Consider the following 15,989-nt stretch of genomic DNA (forward strand, 5'->3'; position numbering starts at 1 on the left):
GCGACAACCCCGGATTGCATCCGGGGCTACCTGGAGATCTGTTTTTAGTGGTTCAAGATTTTCATCTGCGGGCGTGGGGACACTTCTTTTATAATGCTTTGTGAAACTTGTCAGGGGACGTTAGCACCAGTTCGGTCCGGTCTAAATAGCAAGCCGACAGGTGGCACCCGGAGGCGTGGGAGGATATTGAATTATGTTTGTGGTTGTGATGTTCAATCTGATGATCAATCTAATGGCTGGTGTCAATGGTTCATTGCATGGTGGATTATTTTGTGGAAGGGCGTGGGGAGGTCAAGGGGGATGAACAACAAAATGTGGCGATCTGTGTTGACAGGGGTACGATGTCTGGCGGTGCTGATGTGGTGCCGGGACGAAAACCTGCGATGTGCGGCGACCCGCAGGCATACATCGGTAACGTGTGTGGATTCGACAACTGAATATCTGGAAAAAACAGGCTCATTTATAGTGAAGAGAACGAACAAGTGTCGCGTGTTTTGGTGCACTGTAAACTGGCCACGCGCGCGACCCGAATCAACGCTTATCGCCGGTGGCGCGCCGCGGTCAAGTTCATTTTATGCAGGAGGAGTGCGGGAATGTGTAGCAGCAGGTGCGGGAATTCCATTTTGTTTCCGTCCATTTGTGGTAAACTGATCCAGGTAGAACCCGGTCTTGATGAGCAAGGAATATCAACATGACAGATCAATCCTCAGGCTGGAAGCCTGCTGACTACCAGAATTTTGAATCGATTCATACTGAAGCCTGTGAGGACCGACGCGCTGGCTGTTATGCAGAGGCGTTAGCCAAACGAGTCTGGTACCATGAGAATGCTATCGAATCACCTGTTCGATTGTCATTTGCGCTAGGAGACTGGGCCGAATTGAGTCAGGTTTATCCTCCCGCCTTGGAAAAGCTCATAGTCATCCGAGATACTGCAAAAGAAAAACTCTTTAATGGAAATGATCGTGAGGAATCATTTCATGAGTTTGCCAGCATCAATCAATGTCTGGGCGATGAGCGACTGACTGCTGAAATGTTTCTCTGGCTTGAAATCCAGGATGCTGACCTCACCAGAAAATGTTACCCTTCTGCAGAATCAGCGCTCATTCGTGCTGGTGAGTATCAGCTTTGTGGAAAGTATATGGACCCGCACGAAGCATTCCAACAACGTCTTCATATTTTCGAGCATCAAAAGCGACTGCCTGATAATCCGCTCTATCAAAAGTTGAGAACTGCGAGGCCAGATCTCGGTCCACTAGTCGAGAAAGCGACTAAGGATAGTTTCACTAACTCCATCGCCACAATCGTTGCTCTGCTGGTTCTCAATGATCGCAAAGTGGAAGCACAGGAGATCGCAGGGCGTGCTATGACCGAACTGAATGATGGGAATCTGGACTCGACAATCGCCTCGGCGCTAGAAGGTATTTTCCCACCCGCATACGAAAAGTGAGAAGTATTAAAAATTCACGAACTGGCAATCAGCACTCGATACAACAGTCGCAGGGCATCGTCGGCGATTGCCTGGCTGACGCCGATATGGAAACAGATTTGCGACGGACTCTGGTCGATCATTTCGATGGGGATGTGATGCTCGCCCAACGCGTTGATCGCGTCGACCAGTGGATACGAATTACGTTTGAGCCCCAATCCGACCGGAGTGATGATCGACAGATTGTAGACCACGTCCATGAAGTCGGGTTTGAGCTGTTTTTCGATGGTCCGCCGGAGATCGTTGATACTGCCTTTCAGGTCGTCCTGTTTCACGAGTACGGCGATGTCGTCTTTGTCGGTCGGATAGTGGTAGGTATTGATGCCGTAATTCTGGAAGATGGTTAACAGAGTCGCGGTGAAGCCGACCTCTTCACAGAGCATGTCTTTTTCCAGATAGATGTAAGCCATGTTATCCAGCCGGGCGATACCGACCACGCCTTCTTCGGGAACGCGTTCATTGAGAATCTGCGTGCCGGGATCATCGGGGCGATTGGTATTGCGGACGTGAATGGGGATTTTCCGTTTGCGGCAGTTGAGCATCGCATCGAGGTGGAACACGTTCACACCTTTGGACGAGAGCAGGCGAATTTCCTTAAACGTGAGCCGAGGAATCGCACGGGCAGCGGGAATGATGCGCGGATCCGATTCGAGTACGCCATTCACGTCGGTCCAGTTTTCGTATTTGTCCGCATCAATGGCATAAGCGATTTCGCCTCCTGTGAGATCGGACCCGCCCCGTGAGAAAACGGCGATTTCCGCATGCTCTGTCACGCCATAAAAACCGGGAACGACGGTGATCATTTCCGTACCATCCAGAGCCGCAATATTTTCGTAGGCGATTTCTTCGACCTTGGCATCCAGAAAACTTTCTGTCACCAGAAATCCGAATTCTTCCGGCAGCGAGACGCGGGCCTCCATCCCCTGCTTTTGAAAATAAGCAGCTATGATGCGCGCATTATAGTGCTCTCCACGTGATGCCAGAAAGGCGATTTGTCTTTCACCTTCCAGGCTTGTCTCCAGATCCTGTTTCAGTGACTCCATCATTTTTTTACCATCAATTCCCAGATCATGGACGATGCTTGTAAATCGATCTAAGACGGCCTGCTTACTTTCACTGGCAGGAATGGTCTTCCGTTTTTCCTGGAAGTGAGTACCATTTGATGCAATATTCAGCAGGTGATCTGTAATTTTTTCTTCGTTTTTATGGATACGTCCTGGAGCGGAAACGACGACGAAGCGTCGATGGGGATCATCTATGACAATCCTGCGCACTTTTTCGATTTGATCTGCATTTGCAACAGAGCTGCCACCAAACTTACAGACTACACTATTTGTCATTCTTACTGGTTTCTCTCTTCGTGATTTGTCGTGATTCATTCACTGCTTCGTACGACTGGTCGACAACAGACGAGCATCCTATGGAAATTCACTACAGATTGTGTTTTGAATATTTAAAGATGACGGAGTCGTTTCTCGATTCGACGTCAATAATTATCTGCCCCGGGGATTAAGGGCTTTGAGTTCTCGAATACAGGGACAACAGGTGTCGTCATACCGTCATCGGAATTCACAGGGAGCCATTTCAAAAGAGACGGCACATCGACTGGATGGATTAACAATATACGAATGACAATCCAATCGCAACTGTATGAATGCTGTTATACTACTGTCTGCTTCCATGCCACACTGATTTCAGCATTCAACAAATCTCTTTGATCAATAAAACAAGGGGTTCGAACAGAATTCCATTGTTTTTTAAAAATGTGATACTATTGTGAATTTCTGATCGATAAATAATCTACGACATACTTTAAAAGGAAACTGATGAGTACCGCAATTCGCCTTGTCATGGAAAACTTCACCCTCAGTTTCCTGGTTTTGGGACTACTCGTTTCTGGCATATCACTCGGGAAACAAAAACGCCCGCGGAATGCCGCTGTGATCATCGAAGCATTGTTTGCTTACTTTCTCCTGTTCTCCGTCGGTTGTTCATTTTTCTACAACTTCATCATGCATTCCTTTTTTGGTGAAACTGCAGCCCGGTATATTGGCTGGGAACAGAGTCCGTTTCAGTTTGAAGTCGGTACCGCCAGCCTGGGGTATGCGGTCGTCGGTTTCCTGGCATTTCGAGGTAGCTTCGGCATGCGGGCTGCCGCCGTTGTGGGCCCATCGATGTTTCTGCTGGGCGCTGCAGGCGGGCACATTTACCAGATGATCACAGCGCATAATTTCGCACCGGGAAATGCGGGGATCATCTTTTACACCGACATCCTGATTCCCATCATCGGTTTTGTACTGCTGGGAATGCAGTGCCGATATCCGAAGTCTGCTCAGTCTTTGCCCAAACATGGCACATCGTCCGAAATCGAGAGAAAATTTCAGAATTCAGATTGATCCCTTCTTCGGGTGCAAACGTTACGAATCTGTATGCAAATGAATTCATCGGAAAGATTTGACAAACTGAAAACAAACTGGCTACGGCTGTTAATACTGCTGGTTCTGTTCATGCTTGGACTGCGTCTGGTTTTCGTCCTTCAGAATTCTCCCTCGGGTTGGCGCGGATTCTGGTATGACTGGAAAGTCAGCGCCCTGCGTTTGTCAGGACAAACAACGATGATCGGCGAGGAAATCCCCCCGATTCAGGCAGAATACTGGCTCAGGCAGATCTCACAGATCCCTCAAACCCAGACAGATCCCCAGATTGCAATGGGAGCAGCCTGGATGCTGGATTCTCCCCAAATTTATTTTTACCTGAACTATCTTACAACGAGTGAGGATCCATCGGGATTTGAACTTCCCCTGCAGTTCCGGCGAAAACTGGATGAGGAAGCGATTAACACTCTGAATACCGAATTTGAATCGATCTGCCATGCCGCCTGCCTGGCACAAAGTAAAACAGCAACAGAACTGGCTCCTGATAATGTCGAACTCTGGCGGCAGCGGGCTCTGCTCCAGTTTTATATCAAAAATGATTATGGACTGACTCCCAGGCATGCGAACTGGTTAAGTGTCCTTAATGAGGGTGCCACTCACGATCCGGATAATGCTCTTTACGATTACCTGACAGCGGTTCATCTCTATCATCAATCAGTGGAACACGTCTGGGATGATGATTTCAATCACACATTAAAAATCACAGAACCGAAAAAATTCGAACTGGCTGAACAACGACTTCAGGGGGGCTTGAAGAAACCATTCCTCAGATTCGGCACAACGACTTTTTCATCCACCCTGGCATTTGTATCAGATACATCTCTTCCACTGGAAGAACAACTCCGGGCAGCCGGTAGCCGAAATTATCTATACAGAGGGCAATACAACATTACTAGACTGATTCGCTGGTTATCAAATGCCTCTGAATCAGAACTGAGACAGAAAAATTATTCTGCCGCAATCGAAAAAGCACGACAGGAATTACTTATCGCAGATCAATCGACTTCAGCAGGCAATCCCTTCGATTTAAAATATTTCAGACAATTCTTATTTACTTCCGGCTATGGAAATCTGATCAAAATTCAGCACCTTCATCCTCCGTCATTTACTCCTGCGGAAACAGAGCGAATCAACGAGAATCTGGATTCGGTCTGGCTGGAAGAGAAAATCTATCAGGAATCGATTGAGCAATATAATCAGCAGCATATAGCAAGCTTCTCCGTTAAATCCCCTGTTACTGTCTATTTCACCTTCGTCTGCCAGAATTTCATCCTGCTGTTATTTCCTCTGTCACTCCTGTTGGGACTGATCGTCCGATTGACTGGCAGGAAGGTTGCCTCACCTTTACCTCGACTGGGCTGGTGGCGTACCGGCATTGCCTGGTTGACGGGCTGTGGTCTAAGTCTTTTTTTGTGGTGTTTATTCCCGATCAACCTGTTCCCTGAAGTAGTAAAGACAGTCACTCTGCTGGGGCTTGCCTGGATTGTTTTCACACTATTACTTCTTGTATTCCTGCGTGCCATTCACAAAAGAGGTAATATCGTCTGGCGGCAACAACTTTCTCTACTGCTTCTCTTTTCCGTAACTATTTTTGTGATTTGGCAATTCCCGTCTCTATTCGAATCGATTTATCTGGCATGGATTCAACTATCACTCGGGATATTGACTCTCCTCTCTCTGCTCCTGTTTTTCATCCTGGGACTTGCTACATTTATCACAATCCGATTTTTACGTTCAGAGATGTCGCCTGTCCGCCACAAACTGAAGCTTTGTGGAATGACATTACTTTTAGCTTTGGCAATCGTTCCACTGGGAACTTTTCTCATCAAGGCCAGTCTGAATCCAGAGCAAACTAACGCCTGGTTTTCTTCCACGGTCCAGTCTGAATATTCAAATCTGTTTGGATCTCCTGAAGAACTGAGGCAAAAACTGAAACTGAATCACTCTCCTTACCAGTGGGCCTACCTGCAATGGACCTGGCATAAGGGAGAAATCTTTGCCGTTTTGCTCTCACTGCTCTTCCTGTTTGGCTGGTCTCTCAAGAGAGTGTCCGTCAAGAAAGAAAAAGAATGCAATTCTGACAGTGTGACAGGCCATTATCGCCGTGCGGCACAGATGACTGCCCGTTCCTGCCTGGCAACACTACTGATTTTGACCACTGTCTATTTCGCTGTTGCCCCTGCTGTCATTGTTGCCCAAGACCTGAAACTTGAGAACGAATACCAGACATTGCTCAAGCCGAAACTGTTGAAAGCAGACTTCGATCAAATCAAATCGGAAATCCAAGCAGACCAGAGTCTGATGCAACAGTATCGCGAGGAAATCATATCAATCAGGGAACGGTTAATTGAAGATGCTGAAAGCATGAGCCCATCTCATAATAATATACCGCGGTAGTAAAATAGATCAGGGTTCGTCTCCAGATTTAGATTGCCTCCATCTGTTCCCCTCTCCATGTAAGCAATGATTCTATATTCATGCATTTCAGCCGAATCAGAATGAAGAATATTCTCTCTCTACTGAAACAGCTTTTGTCGTGTCTGCAGACGTGGGCTCAAGTAGATAATGAGACACATACCATTCCGTCCCTTCGCGATAGCCAAACAGTTCCGCAACCGCCATGAAAAATAACCGCCAGCGGATCAGCCAGCGTGCTGCCTGCCTTTTTCCATAAGTGGCAGCCAGGATGGGCATGATCGTTTTTCGCTGCTGATCCAGTTTCGACAGCCATGCTTCAGCCGTTTTCTGATAATGTTCGCCTCCCCAGCGCCATTGTTTTGTCACACGCATCTGCTCTGGAAATTGAGTGAGCAGTTGATCGCTGGGCATGATGCCTCCGGAAAAGAAATGGCGGGCCATCCAGTCATCGGCACTTTGATCATTGAATGCATACGCAAATTCCCGATGGCAGAAAACGTGAACCAACAGTTTCCCCTGCTCGTTCAACCAGCCGGAAATTCGCTGCAGGAGTTGTTCATAGTTCCGCATATGTTCAAACATCTCAACAGATACAACACGGTCATACGCGCCCTCTGGAATGAACTCATTCATATCAGCAGTAATCACCTGGACTCGGTCTGCCACTCCCCGCGCCGTTGCCTGTTGCTCTATGAACTCTCGCTGGGAATGAGAATTCGAGACTGCCGTAATCCGGGAGGCAGGATAGTTTTCCGCCATCCACAGAGTCAATGATCCCCAGCCACACCCCAGTTCGAGAAGCGACATGCCATCCTGAATTTCCGCATGCTGACAAGTCTCACGCAGAGCGGCTGCCTCTGCATCATCCAGGGTCTCCACACCTTCGGGCCAGTAACAGCAACTGTACTTGCGATGGAGACCTAAAACATTCGTGTAGAATTCAGCGGGTACTTCGTAATGCTGCTCGTTGGCTTTTTCTGGCACCAATGCTATCGGGCTTTGCCGACTGTCCGCGATAAAATTCTGCTGCCGCATTCTATTAGATTCTGGTTCACCAGTATCCAGGCGCGACAAACGTTGTGTGCACAGCTTTCTGATAGCGCGACGTGTAATCACATCAGGCACCCAGCCTCGCTCTACCAGTTCAATCCCCAGATTCATAAGCGTTTCAATTTTCATGTTGTCATCTGCTTGGTACGGGGTGGCCAGGGAAAAAAAGGACTCGTTGTCTGCTGATATTCTCGATAGGCATCACCACGACTTTTCAACGCCTGCGCTTCTGTCGGAGGAATCCCCGTCACGTTAACAATAAAATGTAACATCAAAATCGGCCCCAGCAGTGTCAGCCAGCCCCACGGGGCACTCAAAGCCAGACAGACATAAGCCCACCACTGCAGCCATTCAAAAAAATAGTTGGGATGACGGGAATAGTTCCAGAGTCCTTCCCGACAGACCTGCCCTTTGTGATCAGGATTGGCACGAAAGCGAGACAGCTGTCGGTCCGCAATCAACTCTCCCGCAATCGCGATCAGCCAGATCAGAACACCCATAACATCTACCAGACCAAAAGGTGACTTGCCTCCGGCAGCAATCAACATCGGCAAAGCAAATAAGAGACTGCCCACCGCCTGAAGTTGATAGAACCAGAACATACGGGATTGAGCTGCGGATCCCCAATTCGCTTTTAAAGTCTGATAACGCCCGTCTTCCGGCATTGTCAGGACCCTCCAGAGAACATAGCCGCTGAGTCGTAATGCCCACAGCATCGCCAACACAGCCAGCACAATCCGTCTTGTCATATCGCCATCATCACGGCCCCATGCAAAAAAGAGAGTCAACAAACCAACTCCCATCCCCCAGGCTACATCGACAATACCGGCATCTCCGATTTTGCGCTGCAGGAGCCACAAGAATACCATCACAGCAGACATGGTCAGCCAGCCAAATAACATCATTAACCACAGGTTCACGCGGAGACCTCCAGTTCTGGTACAGGACATCGATCACTCGACTGAATAAACTGAGGATCAAACCGGCAATCAGGTCTAGCAAACAGCATCTGCACGGTATTACATTGCCGCTCTTCAAAAGCCGCTTCACAATAACAGAAGTAATAATTCCACATGCGAATAAAGGATTCAGAATAACCTAATTCACGCACTTCTTCGAGTCGTTCTTGAAACTGCTCCCGCCAGCAACGCAGAGTCTGTGCATAATGTGGGGCGATATCATCCAGCCGTAACAGACGCAGGTCTGTTACCCTGGCTGTGGTCTCTAATATTGCAGCGACGGAAGGCAGGCAACCTCCCGGAAAAATATAACGTCTGATGAAATCAACACTCTTGAGATATTCCTGAAACCGCTGATCTTTGATCACAATACTCTGGAGAAACATCATCCCTTCGGGTCGCAGTAGATCGCAACATTTTTGAAAATAGGTTTCAAAGAATTCTGCCCCAACAGCTTCGACCATTTCAATCGATACCAGTTTGTCATATTGTCCCTCCAGATCACGATAGTCAGTTAACAGCAGTTTTACCCTGCCAGACATTCCTGCAGCATCAATTCGCTCTGCAGCCAGATGGTACTGTTCACGAGAGATGGTCGTTGTGGTCACACGACAGCCATAATTCTGCGCTGCATACAACGCCAGTCCTCCCCAGCCCGTACCAATTTCCAGTAGATGATCGTCAGGCTGCAGGTTCAGATGACGACAAACCCGATCCAGTTTTGCCAGAGAGGCCTCCCGCATCGTTGCCTCAGAGTGCTCAAATACGCCACAGGAGTAACTCATCGTCTCGTCGAGAAATAATTTATAGAAATCATTACCCAGATCGTAGTGTTCATGAATATTCTGAGCTGCGCCGAGCCGTGTATTTCTTCTGACCCAGTGTCCCATCCGGGCAGCCACCTGACGAATGCGGGCCACTCCTCGTTCAAACTGATCGGTCACCTCCAGGTTTCGGATAAAAATCCGCACCAGTCCCGTCAGATCATTGGTGGACCAGTCACCATCAATTAATGACTGCGCAATTCCCAGTCCGCCTCCCCGTACCGCAGCCTGATAAAAGCGGGGATGATGAACCATGACCGTTGCCCGTAAATCCGCATCATCTTCACCTAGAACAGTGGATTGGGGCCCTTCTCTCAGCGTGACCTGCCCCCCAACCAACCCGATCAGTTTATTTAATAAGAGCTGTCGACAGGCGGCATTCAACATCCCCATTCTGGAGGATGATGCTGATTCCTGCTGTTCTGCGTGATGATTCTGTAACATCATGGTGTCCTCGATTTTTTATTAGGTTCGGAAGTATTTCCCTGTTTTGGATGCGGATAAAAGGGCACCCTTTTCAACCATAATCTCAGTGCCTGCCAGTATATGGCTACGAATACATACCACGTCATGAACGGATAGGAAATCAGTGAAAGCAGCAGATTCAGCGTCGTGATCTCCTGCCGCTGCAGACTCATGGTCACATCAAATGCGCGTTGCTGACTTTGATAGTTTTCAATCTGAACGGCCAGTTTTTTCGCTGGTTTAGAAAACTGCCAGAAGTATTCCATATCCATAGGGAGGAATGGTGAGACGTGAAACTCTTTGCTGGTGGACTGCCTCTCTGAGTGTTCTATAAACTGATTACGATCAATTATGTAACAGTGTCGCTCTCCCCAGGGGGTGTTATTTACTTCCGCCACAATCGTTTCCAGATTTTCATTTTGTTGATCGAAACAGAAATAAAAAGAAACGGGATTCATCACAAATCCAAAATATCTCAAATGCGTTAAGATTCGAATTGCCCCTGTCGGCCTGGGTCGGCCTGACTGAGCTATTAAGTCTCGCACAGATTTATCGAGTGAGACCTGAAGATCCCCCAAGTGGTCTTCTCGACGGAACCGGGCCAATGCCATTCGCTGCGTAGACCAGCAGATACGCCCCTGAAAAACAGAGTCGAGTTCTGCCAGATCCAGATACATCAGGAAGATTCGATTGCGAAAGCTGTGCTCGACGGGAGCATGGCGTCGGTGCCGAACCCAGCCTGTGTAGATGCCACTTTCCATAAATCTGTCTTTCCCATTAATCCATGGCAGACAGCCATGGCACTATTCACACCATCTTCGTGGAAACCATTTCCCCAATACGCTCCACAAAACGATGTGGAATTCTGATTGATCACTTCGGCCTGCCTGTGCTGTGCGGCTGCACGTTCACTGGTAAAGATGGGGTGTGCATACTCGATTTCTCGAATCACCTTCGTGGGATCAACACGTTCCTTCCCATTCAAAGTCACACAAAAGACATGCTTCGACTGAATCCCCTGCAGCAGGTTCATCTGATACGTGACTGTTGCTTTCCGATTTAAGCCACGCGGCATAAAGTAATTCCAACAGGCCCAGGCACGTTGCGAGACAGGCAGGACTGATGTATCGGTATGCAGTTGAGCGATATTTTTTTCATAAGGAAAAGCAGACAAAAGTTCCTGCTCAACTGGTGATGCCTGATTCCCTAATACGCGTAATGCCTGATCGCTGTGACAGGCAAAAATCACATGATCATACTGTTCGACCGATCCGTCCCGTAGAGTGACATCGACCTGTCTCTCACTGCGTTTAACAGAATTGACTGGGGAATTTAGTCGAATGGATTTAGAAAACCCGGCTGTCAGAGCTTTGACATACTGCTTTGAACCGCCACGGATGACGCGCCATTCAGGACGGTCACGAATCGCCAGGATGCCATGATTCAGATAAAATTCGACAATGAACCGGACAGGAAAATGTTCAAACGTGCCTACCGGGCAAGACCAGATGGCCGATCCCATAGGCAGGAAGTATTGCTCGATAAACTCTTGTGAATAAGAGTGTGCAGTGAGATATTCTCCCACAGTCAATTGATCGTTATCAGACTGCAAGAGTTCGACAGACTGGCGATTAAACCGGAGAATATCAGCAAGCAGACGATAAAAACGGGGATTGATCAGATTGCGACGTTGTGCAAAAAATCCATTCAAATCAGCACCACGATATTCAAGACCAGTTCGGTCACACTTCATGCTGAAGCTCATCGCGGTTGACTGCGACTTGACACCCAGTTCATTTAAAATCCGGGTAAAATGAGGATACGTCTGATTATTGAAGACAATGAAACCCGTATCGACAGCGTGTTGTTCTCCCTCAATCTCGACTTCAATCGTATTCGTATGACCGCCAATATACTGATTGGCTTCATAAAGTGTGATTTCATGCTGGTGATGTAGAAAATACGCTGCGGTGAGACCGGAAATGCCTCCACCAATAATGGCGATCTTCATGATTACACCTCAGCTTTATGAGATGAAATACTGCAGCTTGAATCCTGGTTCTGGCAGCGCCCTGTCAGGCTCAATCTCTTTTTCGCAAAGATCCGGTACAGATAATTCAGTCCCTGTGAAATGCCAGGCAGGCGTGAAGGCCAGACCAGCCAACGAAAGCCGACAGCAGAATAGAGACGTCGAAAAACTTCTACTCCGGTAACCCAGGTCCCGTCTGGAAGGCGGGCATGCATTTCCTGCATGAACTGCTGTTGAGTTTTGCTATATACCTCCGCCTTAAAATTGGGGCTGGAGATATCGGTGAATTGAATCCTGTTCTGACGATCGAGACGTTTTAACAGCTTGACTTCCCGCAGACAGATTGGACAGGCACCGTCATAAAACGCCTCCAGTTCATAACATAAATTTCGCATCCGGCTTCTCCTCAGAATCTAAGGGATTGAACTTAATCTCAGAGCAGATCACGAATCAGGTCCAGCCGGGTCCCCTCTGCTACGGCTCTGAGTTTGGCGACGGCTCGCTGTTCCAGTTGTCTCACACGCTCTTTGGAAATTCCCAGCTGGTCAGCCAGCTTCTGGAAGGTCAGGGTCTTGCGATGCTTCCCCAAAGCAAAGCGACTTTTCACAATCAGTTGCTCGCGTTCGTCCAGAGTACTTATCGATTCATTCAGTAATTCAGAAAGCTCATCCCAGGTTCCGGTTCCCATCAGTGGATTTTTAACTTCCCCAGTTTCTTCTATTGACCGTTCTGGTGGCAGTTGTTTGTACTGTGCACGTTCTTTTCTGAGATTGGCAATCTTTCGATAGGCATAATTTGAAATCGCATGATATGCATAAGTACTGAAACGGAATCCACGTGAATAGTCAAACTTATCGATGGCTTTCAGTAAAGTCAGACAACCATCGCTGAAGAGTTCATCAAAAGAAATACCTGTTGTCATGCACTTCTTTACTATGGAAACAACCAGCCGCATATTCCGACGCAGGATTTCATCGCGTACCAGTTGAGCTCGATGTAACAGTTCCTCGATCCGATTAAGTTGATTTTCAGTAACCCACTCGGGATTCAGCTGTGATCGAAATTGATTCGCTTTGTATTTGAGATAATTCAGACGGCGAAACAGGTTTCGCTCCTCTTCAGCAGAAAGTACATCGGCACGACATAACCGGGAGATTGTTGTACTACTTCCCGATGAGCTTACTGTATCGGTATGGTTAAGCCATGTTTCATTAGAACTGGTATCAACATCTCTCAGGATATCAGATTCAGCCGTGTCATCATTGAAACTGGGATTTGAAATAAAATCAATCTCTTGGTCCAGTATTTTACGGGCACGCCTTGATAATGAATCCGGATCACACACATCAAACTCTTTTGAACATACGATCATTGTTTTCTTCCAATTAAGAGAAATCGTTCATCTCGTTCTAACAAACTATATCCATGCCAGTCTTGGAAAGCAACCACAAATTCGTTCAAATCGTTCATTTTAAACGATCTAGTTCTATCTCAAGTAATGATAATTACTTAGAAATTGCACTCTTGTCAGATACCCGTCTGTCAACTATGATTTCAATAGCCGATCAAATAACCGCGTCCCAAATCGACCATATCGTTCAAGTAAAGATGGCAATATGAACGGATTTTTAACTCCGAAACAGGTATCCCGAGCGATTCAGGTCAGTGAATCTTCAGTCAAACGCTGGTGTGATAAAGGGATCATTCCTACTCAATACACCGCGGGAGGCCATCGCCGGATAGCCCTCTCAGAGCTGATTGAATTTCTCAGATCCAGTAAGCATCAGCTGGTTCGTCCTGAGGTGCTGGGACTTCCTGCGACAACAGGGCAAACGGTCTGGGTGATTGACCGAGCCACCGACCAATTTACTGAAGCACTCCTGAAAGGAGACGATGAACAGTGTCGTCAGATCATCCTCGACCTGTATCTGGCTGAGCATTGCATCAGTTCGATCTGTGATCTGGTCTTTGCCAAAGCGTTTTCTAATATTGGTGATCGCTGGGTATGTGGAGAGGCAGAAGTCTACCAGGAACGGTATGGATGTGAGGTTTCCTTACGGGTACTTCATGAATTACGGACACTCATTCCGCATCCTCCAGCAGATGCTCCCGTGGCAATCGGAGGGACACCAGAGGGTGATCAGTATAGCCTGCCTACAACCATGGTTGAACTGGTTTTAAGGGACACGAAATGGAATGCGGTCTCCCTGGGAACCAATCTGCCTTTTGCGACTTTGGGAGCTGCGATCAGACAACATCACCCCCGCCTCTTCTGGCTCAGCGTCAGCTATATCAGAAATGAACCAGAATTCATCCAGAATTATACCCAACTTTATGATGAGTTTGGCCTGGATGTGGCATTTGTGGTGGGAGGCCGTGCTATGACAGAATCGGTTCGTCAGCAGATACAATATTCTGCTTTCTGTGATAATGTCCGACACCTCGAATCCTTTGCTCAGACTATTCTTAATGCGACTGAAAAACATTCGGATTGAAATTCAGTCTGTTCGGCGTTCGACATAAACATAGTAAGCCCCGCAAATCTCTTTTCCCTGGTCATTCAGCATCCAGGTCGTCAGTTCGACGGGCCCCCTCTCTAAAGTCGTAGAAAAAGTAATCGACGTCGCTTCAGAATCTGGTTCTGCAGTCTTGGAATATGTTCCTATTTCAATTTTTGCCTTCGCGATGGGCAAGGCGACCCCCTCCGCAAGCTGCCCATCAGTCACTTTGAGTGCAGGTGTTCCCTCTGACAGTTGCAAACCACTCTCGCGCGGCCAGCGACGTAATTCGAACTGATAAGTGCCGGGTTGATCCACAATCAAATGCCAAGTGCCATTTCTCCTGACTCCTCGACGCACCTGTCCCTGCTGATCGACGAAGACATCCAGCCATTCACAGGCTGTCAGCATCGCAGGATTCTCTGACGGATGTCCGATGACAACGCGTTGCGGAACCGCGACCGTGGGCTGTAGTCCATCCCACCATTGGTTCAGGTGTGTCTGCATTTTCTTGACTATCTCTGGATGTTCTGCCGCGACATTTTTCTGCTGAAGCGGGTCCGTCGTGAGGTCATAGAGTTCCCGGTTTTCCAGCCAACGCCACCGCTTCCAGAGAACGGCTGCTCCCTCTTTGCGTGGCTGAGAGAGATACATACTTTTCTTATTTCCGGGGAACGGCATGCGGCTGTAGTCGATAACCAGCTTCCGATCCGGCAGAGACTTGACAGAGCCTTTCAATCGGGGTACCAGACTGATGCCATCCAGGTCCGGAATTGTCTGAGGTACGCCACAAAGTTCAGTCAAAGTCGGTAGCAGATCCTGCACGTGGGTTAAGTCATTCAGATTACGAGATGGTCCCAGGTTGCCGGCTGGCCAGCGCAGAAAACAGGGAACGCGATGGCCACCTTCCCAAAGAGTGACTTTTTTGCCTCGCATACCTGCATTGAAATAGTCAGGTCCCATCGTGCTGCCATTATCGGTGAGAAAGATGACGATCGTATTCTCAAGTAAATTAGAATTCCTGAGAACCTGATCAAGCTCACCGATATTCTGATCGATGTTCGCACACATGGCGAGATAGCTTATCAGCGACTTCCGCTTCGCTGGTGAGAGATGAGCGACCAAAGCTTTATTTTTCTCCATTGCTGCCTCAATGGGTCTGCGAAACTGGTCAGGTACAAAATGAGGGCCATGCGGTGCATTCAAAGGCAGATAGGCAAAGAAAGGTTTTGAAGACTTCGGCGAACGAATCCAGTTGGCCATTTCCCGAAAAAACACATCAGTACAATAGCCCTGGTATTTTTCCCTGTTCCCATTATGCATGTAAATATCTTCGAAATAATCATTGTTCCAGAAATCAGGCACGGCACTGATATGAGAAGAAGGAAACCAGAGCGTTTCCTGAAAACCCCGATCTTCCGGGCGAAACGGATAATTGTCTCCTAAATGCCATTTGCCGAATATCCCCGTCCGATAACCGGCTGCCTGAAACAGATCGGCGATTGTTTTCAGCTCGGGTCGCAGCAGAGTTCGTCCGCTGCTGACATTCATCGCCCCATTTCGAAATGCGTCCAGACCAGTCATCAGTTGCCCTCGCGTCGGCGTACACATGGGAGCCACATGAAAATCAGTCAGTCGGATACTCTCTGCAGCCAGTTGATCCAGGTGAGGCGTCTTTAAAATCGGATTTCCATGACACGAGAGTTCGCCGTACCCCTGGTCATCGCTCATGATCAGGATCACATTGGGTTGTGATGCGGCGTAGCCCGTATTGATTGACAGCAGCAGGACATAGATAATGAACCTCAATCGCATTGGACTCTTC

At 48.0% G+C, this 15,989-nt stretch carries 13 protein-coding genes; 4 read left to right on the forward strand and 9 right to left on the reverse strand.

Annotation, left to right across the window (positions count from 1 at the left end; translation table 11 throughout):
• The first annotated feature begins 691 nt into the window (after positions 1–691).
• Positions 692–1,447 carry a hypothetical protein gene (locus Pan161_RS08245; RefSeq protein ID WP_145225765.1) on the forward strand — a complete coding sequence of 252 codons (756 nt, stop codon included), beginning with the start codon at positions 692–694 and terminating at the stop codon, positions 1,445–1,447.
• Between the two features lie 14 nt (positions 1,448–1,461).
• Here the strand turns inward: Pan161_RS08245 and Pan161_RS08250 are convergent, their stop codons facing one another.
• Entirely contained in the window at positions 1,462–2,826 is a 1,365-nt protein-coding gene (locus Pan161_RS08250) for an aspartate kinase (protein WP_145225767.1), read from the reverse strand.
• A 486-nt stretch (positions 2,827–3,312) separates the two neighbouring features.
• Here Pan161_RS08250 and Pan161_RS08255 point away from each other — a divergent pair, with 486 nt between their 5' ends.
• Entirely contained in the window at positions 3,313–3,882 is a 570-nt protein-coding gene (locus tag Pan161_RS08255) for a DUF6790 family protein (protein ID WP_145225769.1), read from the forward strand.
• Between the two features lie 111 nt (positions 3,883–3,993).
• The gene (locus Pan161_RS08260) at positions 3,994–6,318 is read left to right on the forward strand and encodes a hypothetical protein (RefSeq protein WP_145225771.1); all 2,325 of its coding nucleotides are present in this window, start codon (positions 3,994–3,996) and stop codon (positions 6,316–6,318) included.
• 96 nt (positions 6,319–6,414) lie between these two features.
• On the opposite strand, the gene Pan161_RS08265 is transcribed toward Pan161_RS08260, so the two are convergent.
• Genes Pan161_RS08265 through Pan161_RS08295 form a run of 7 tightly spaced genes read right to left on the reverse strand, consistent with a single transcriptional unit; the run spans position 6,415 to position 13,038 of the window.
• Positions 6,415–7,518 (reverse strand): SAM-dependent methyltransferase, encoded by a 1,104-nt coding sequence (locus Pan161_RS08265; protein WP_145225773.1) that lies wholly within the window; start codon positions 7,516–7,518, stop codon positions 6,415–6,417.
• Entirely contained in the window at positions 7,515–8,309 is a 795-nt protein-coding gene (locus Pan161_RS08270; protein WP_145225775.1) for a DUF1295 domain-containing protein, read from the reverse strand. Before Pan161_RS08270 ends, Pan161_RS08265 begins: the two co-directional genes overlap by 4 nt.
• On the reverse strand, positions 8,306–9,619 hold the full coding sequence (locus tag Pan161_RS08275) for an SAM-dependent methyltransferase (protein WP_232103666.1): 1,314 nt from the start codon (positions 9,617–9,619) through the stop codon (positions 8,306–8,308). The genes Pan161_RS08270 and Pan161_RS08275 overlap by 4 nt, the downstream gene beginning before the upstream one ends.
• A complete protein-coding gene (locus tag Pan161_RS08280; protein ID WP_145225777.1) occupies positions 9,616–10,398 on the reverse strand; it encodes a DUF1365 domain-containing protein in 783 nt (260 codons plus the stop codon). The genes Pan161_RS08275 and Pan161_RS08280 overlap by 4 nt, the downstream gene beginning before the upstream one ends.
• Entirely contained in the window at positions 10,314–11,648 is a 1,335-nt protein-coding gene (locus Pan161_RS08285) for an NAD(P)/FAD-dependent oxidoreductase (RefSeq protein WP_145225780.1), read from the reverse strand. Before Pan161_RS08285 ends, Pan161_RS08280 begins: the two co-directional genes overlap by 85 nt.
• 2 nt (positions 11,649–11,650) lie before the next feature.
• A complete protein-coding gene (locus Pan161_RS08290) occupies positions 11,651–12,061 on the reverse strand; it encodes a thiol-disulfide oxidoreductase DCC family protein (RefSeq protein ID WP_145225782.1) in 411 nt (136 codons plus the stop codon).
• Between the two features lie 38 nt (positions 12,062–12,099).
• Positions 12,100–13,038: a sigma-70 family RNA polymerase sigma factor gene (locus tag Pan161_RS08295; RefSeq protein WP_145225785.1), complete on the reverse strand. Its 939-nt coding sequence runs from the start codon at positions 13,036–13,038 to the stop codon at positions 12,100–12,102.
• 244 nt (positions 13,039–13,282) lie between these two features.
• Between Pan161_RS08295 and Pan161_RS08300 the strand changes: the two genes are divergently transcribed.
• Positions 13,283–14,161, forward strand: coding sequence for a helix-turn-helix domain-containing protein (locus Pan161_RS08300; RefSeq protein ID WP_145225787.1), 879 nt, complete (start codon positions 13,283–13,285; stop codon positions 14,159–14,161).
• Between the two features lie 3 nt (positions 14,162–14,164).
• Here the strand turns inward: Pan161_RS08300 and Pan161_RS08305 are convergent, their stop codons facing one another.
• Entirely contained in the window at positions 14,165–15,979 is a 1,815-nt protein-coding gene (locus Pan161_RS08305; RefSeq protein WP_145225789.1) for an arylsulfatase, read from the reverse strand.
• Positions 15,980–15,989 lie beyond the last annotated feature (10 nt).

It is taken from the genome of Gimesia algae (assembly GCF_007746795.1).
In the GTDB taxonomy this organism is placed as follows: Bacteria; Planctomycetota; Planctomycetia; order Planctomycetales; family Planctomycetaceae; genus Gimesia; species Gimesia algae.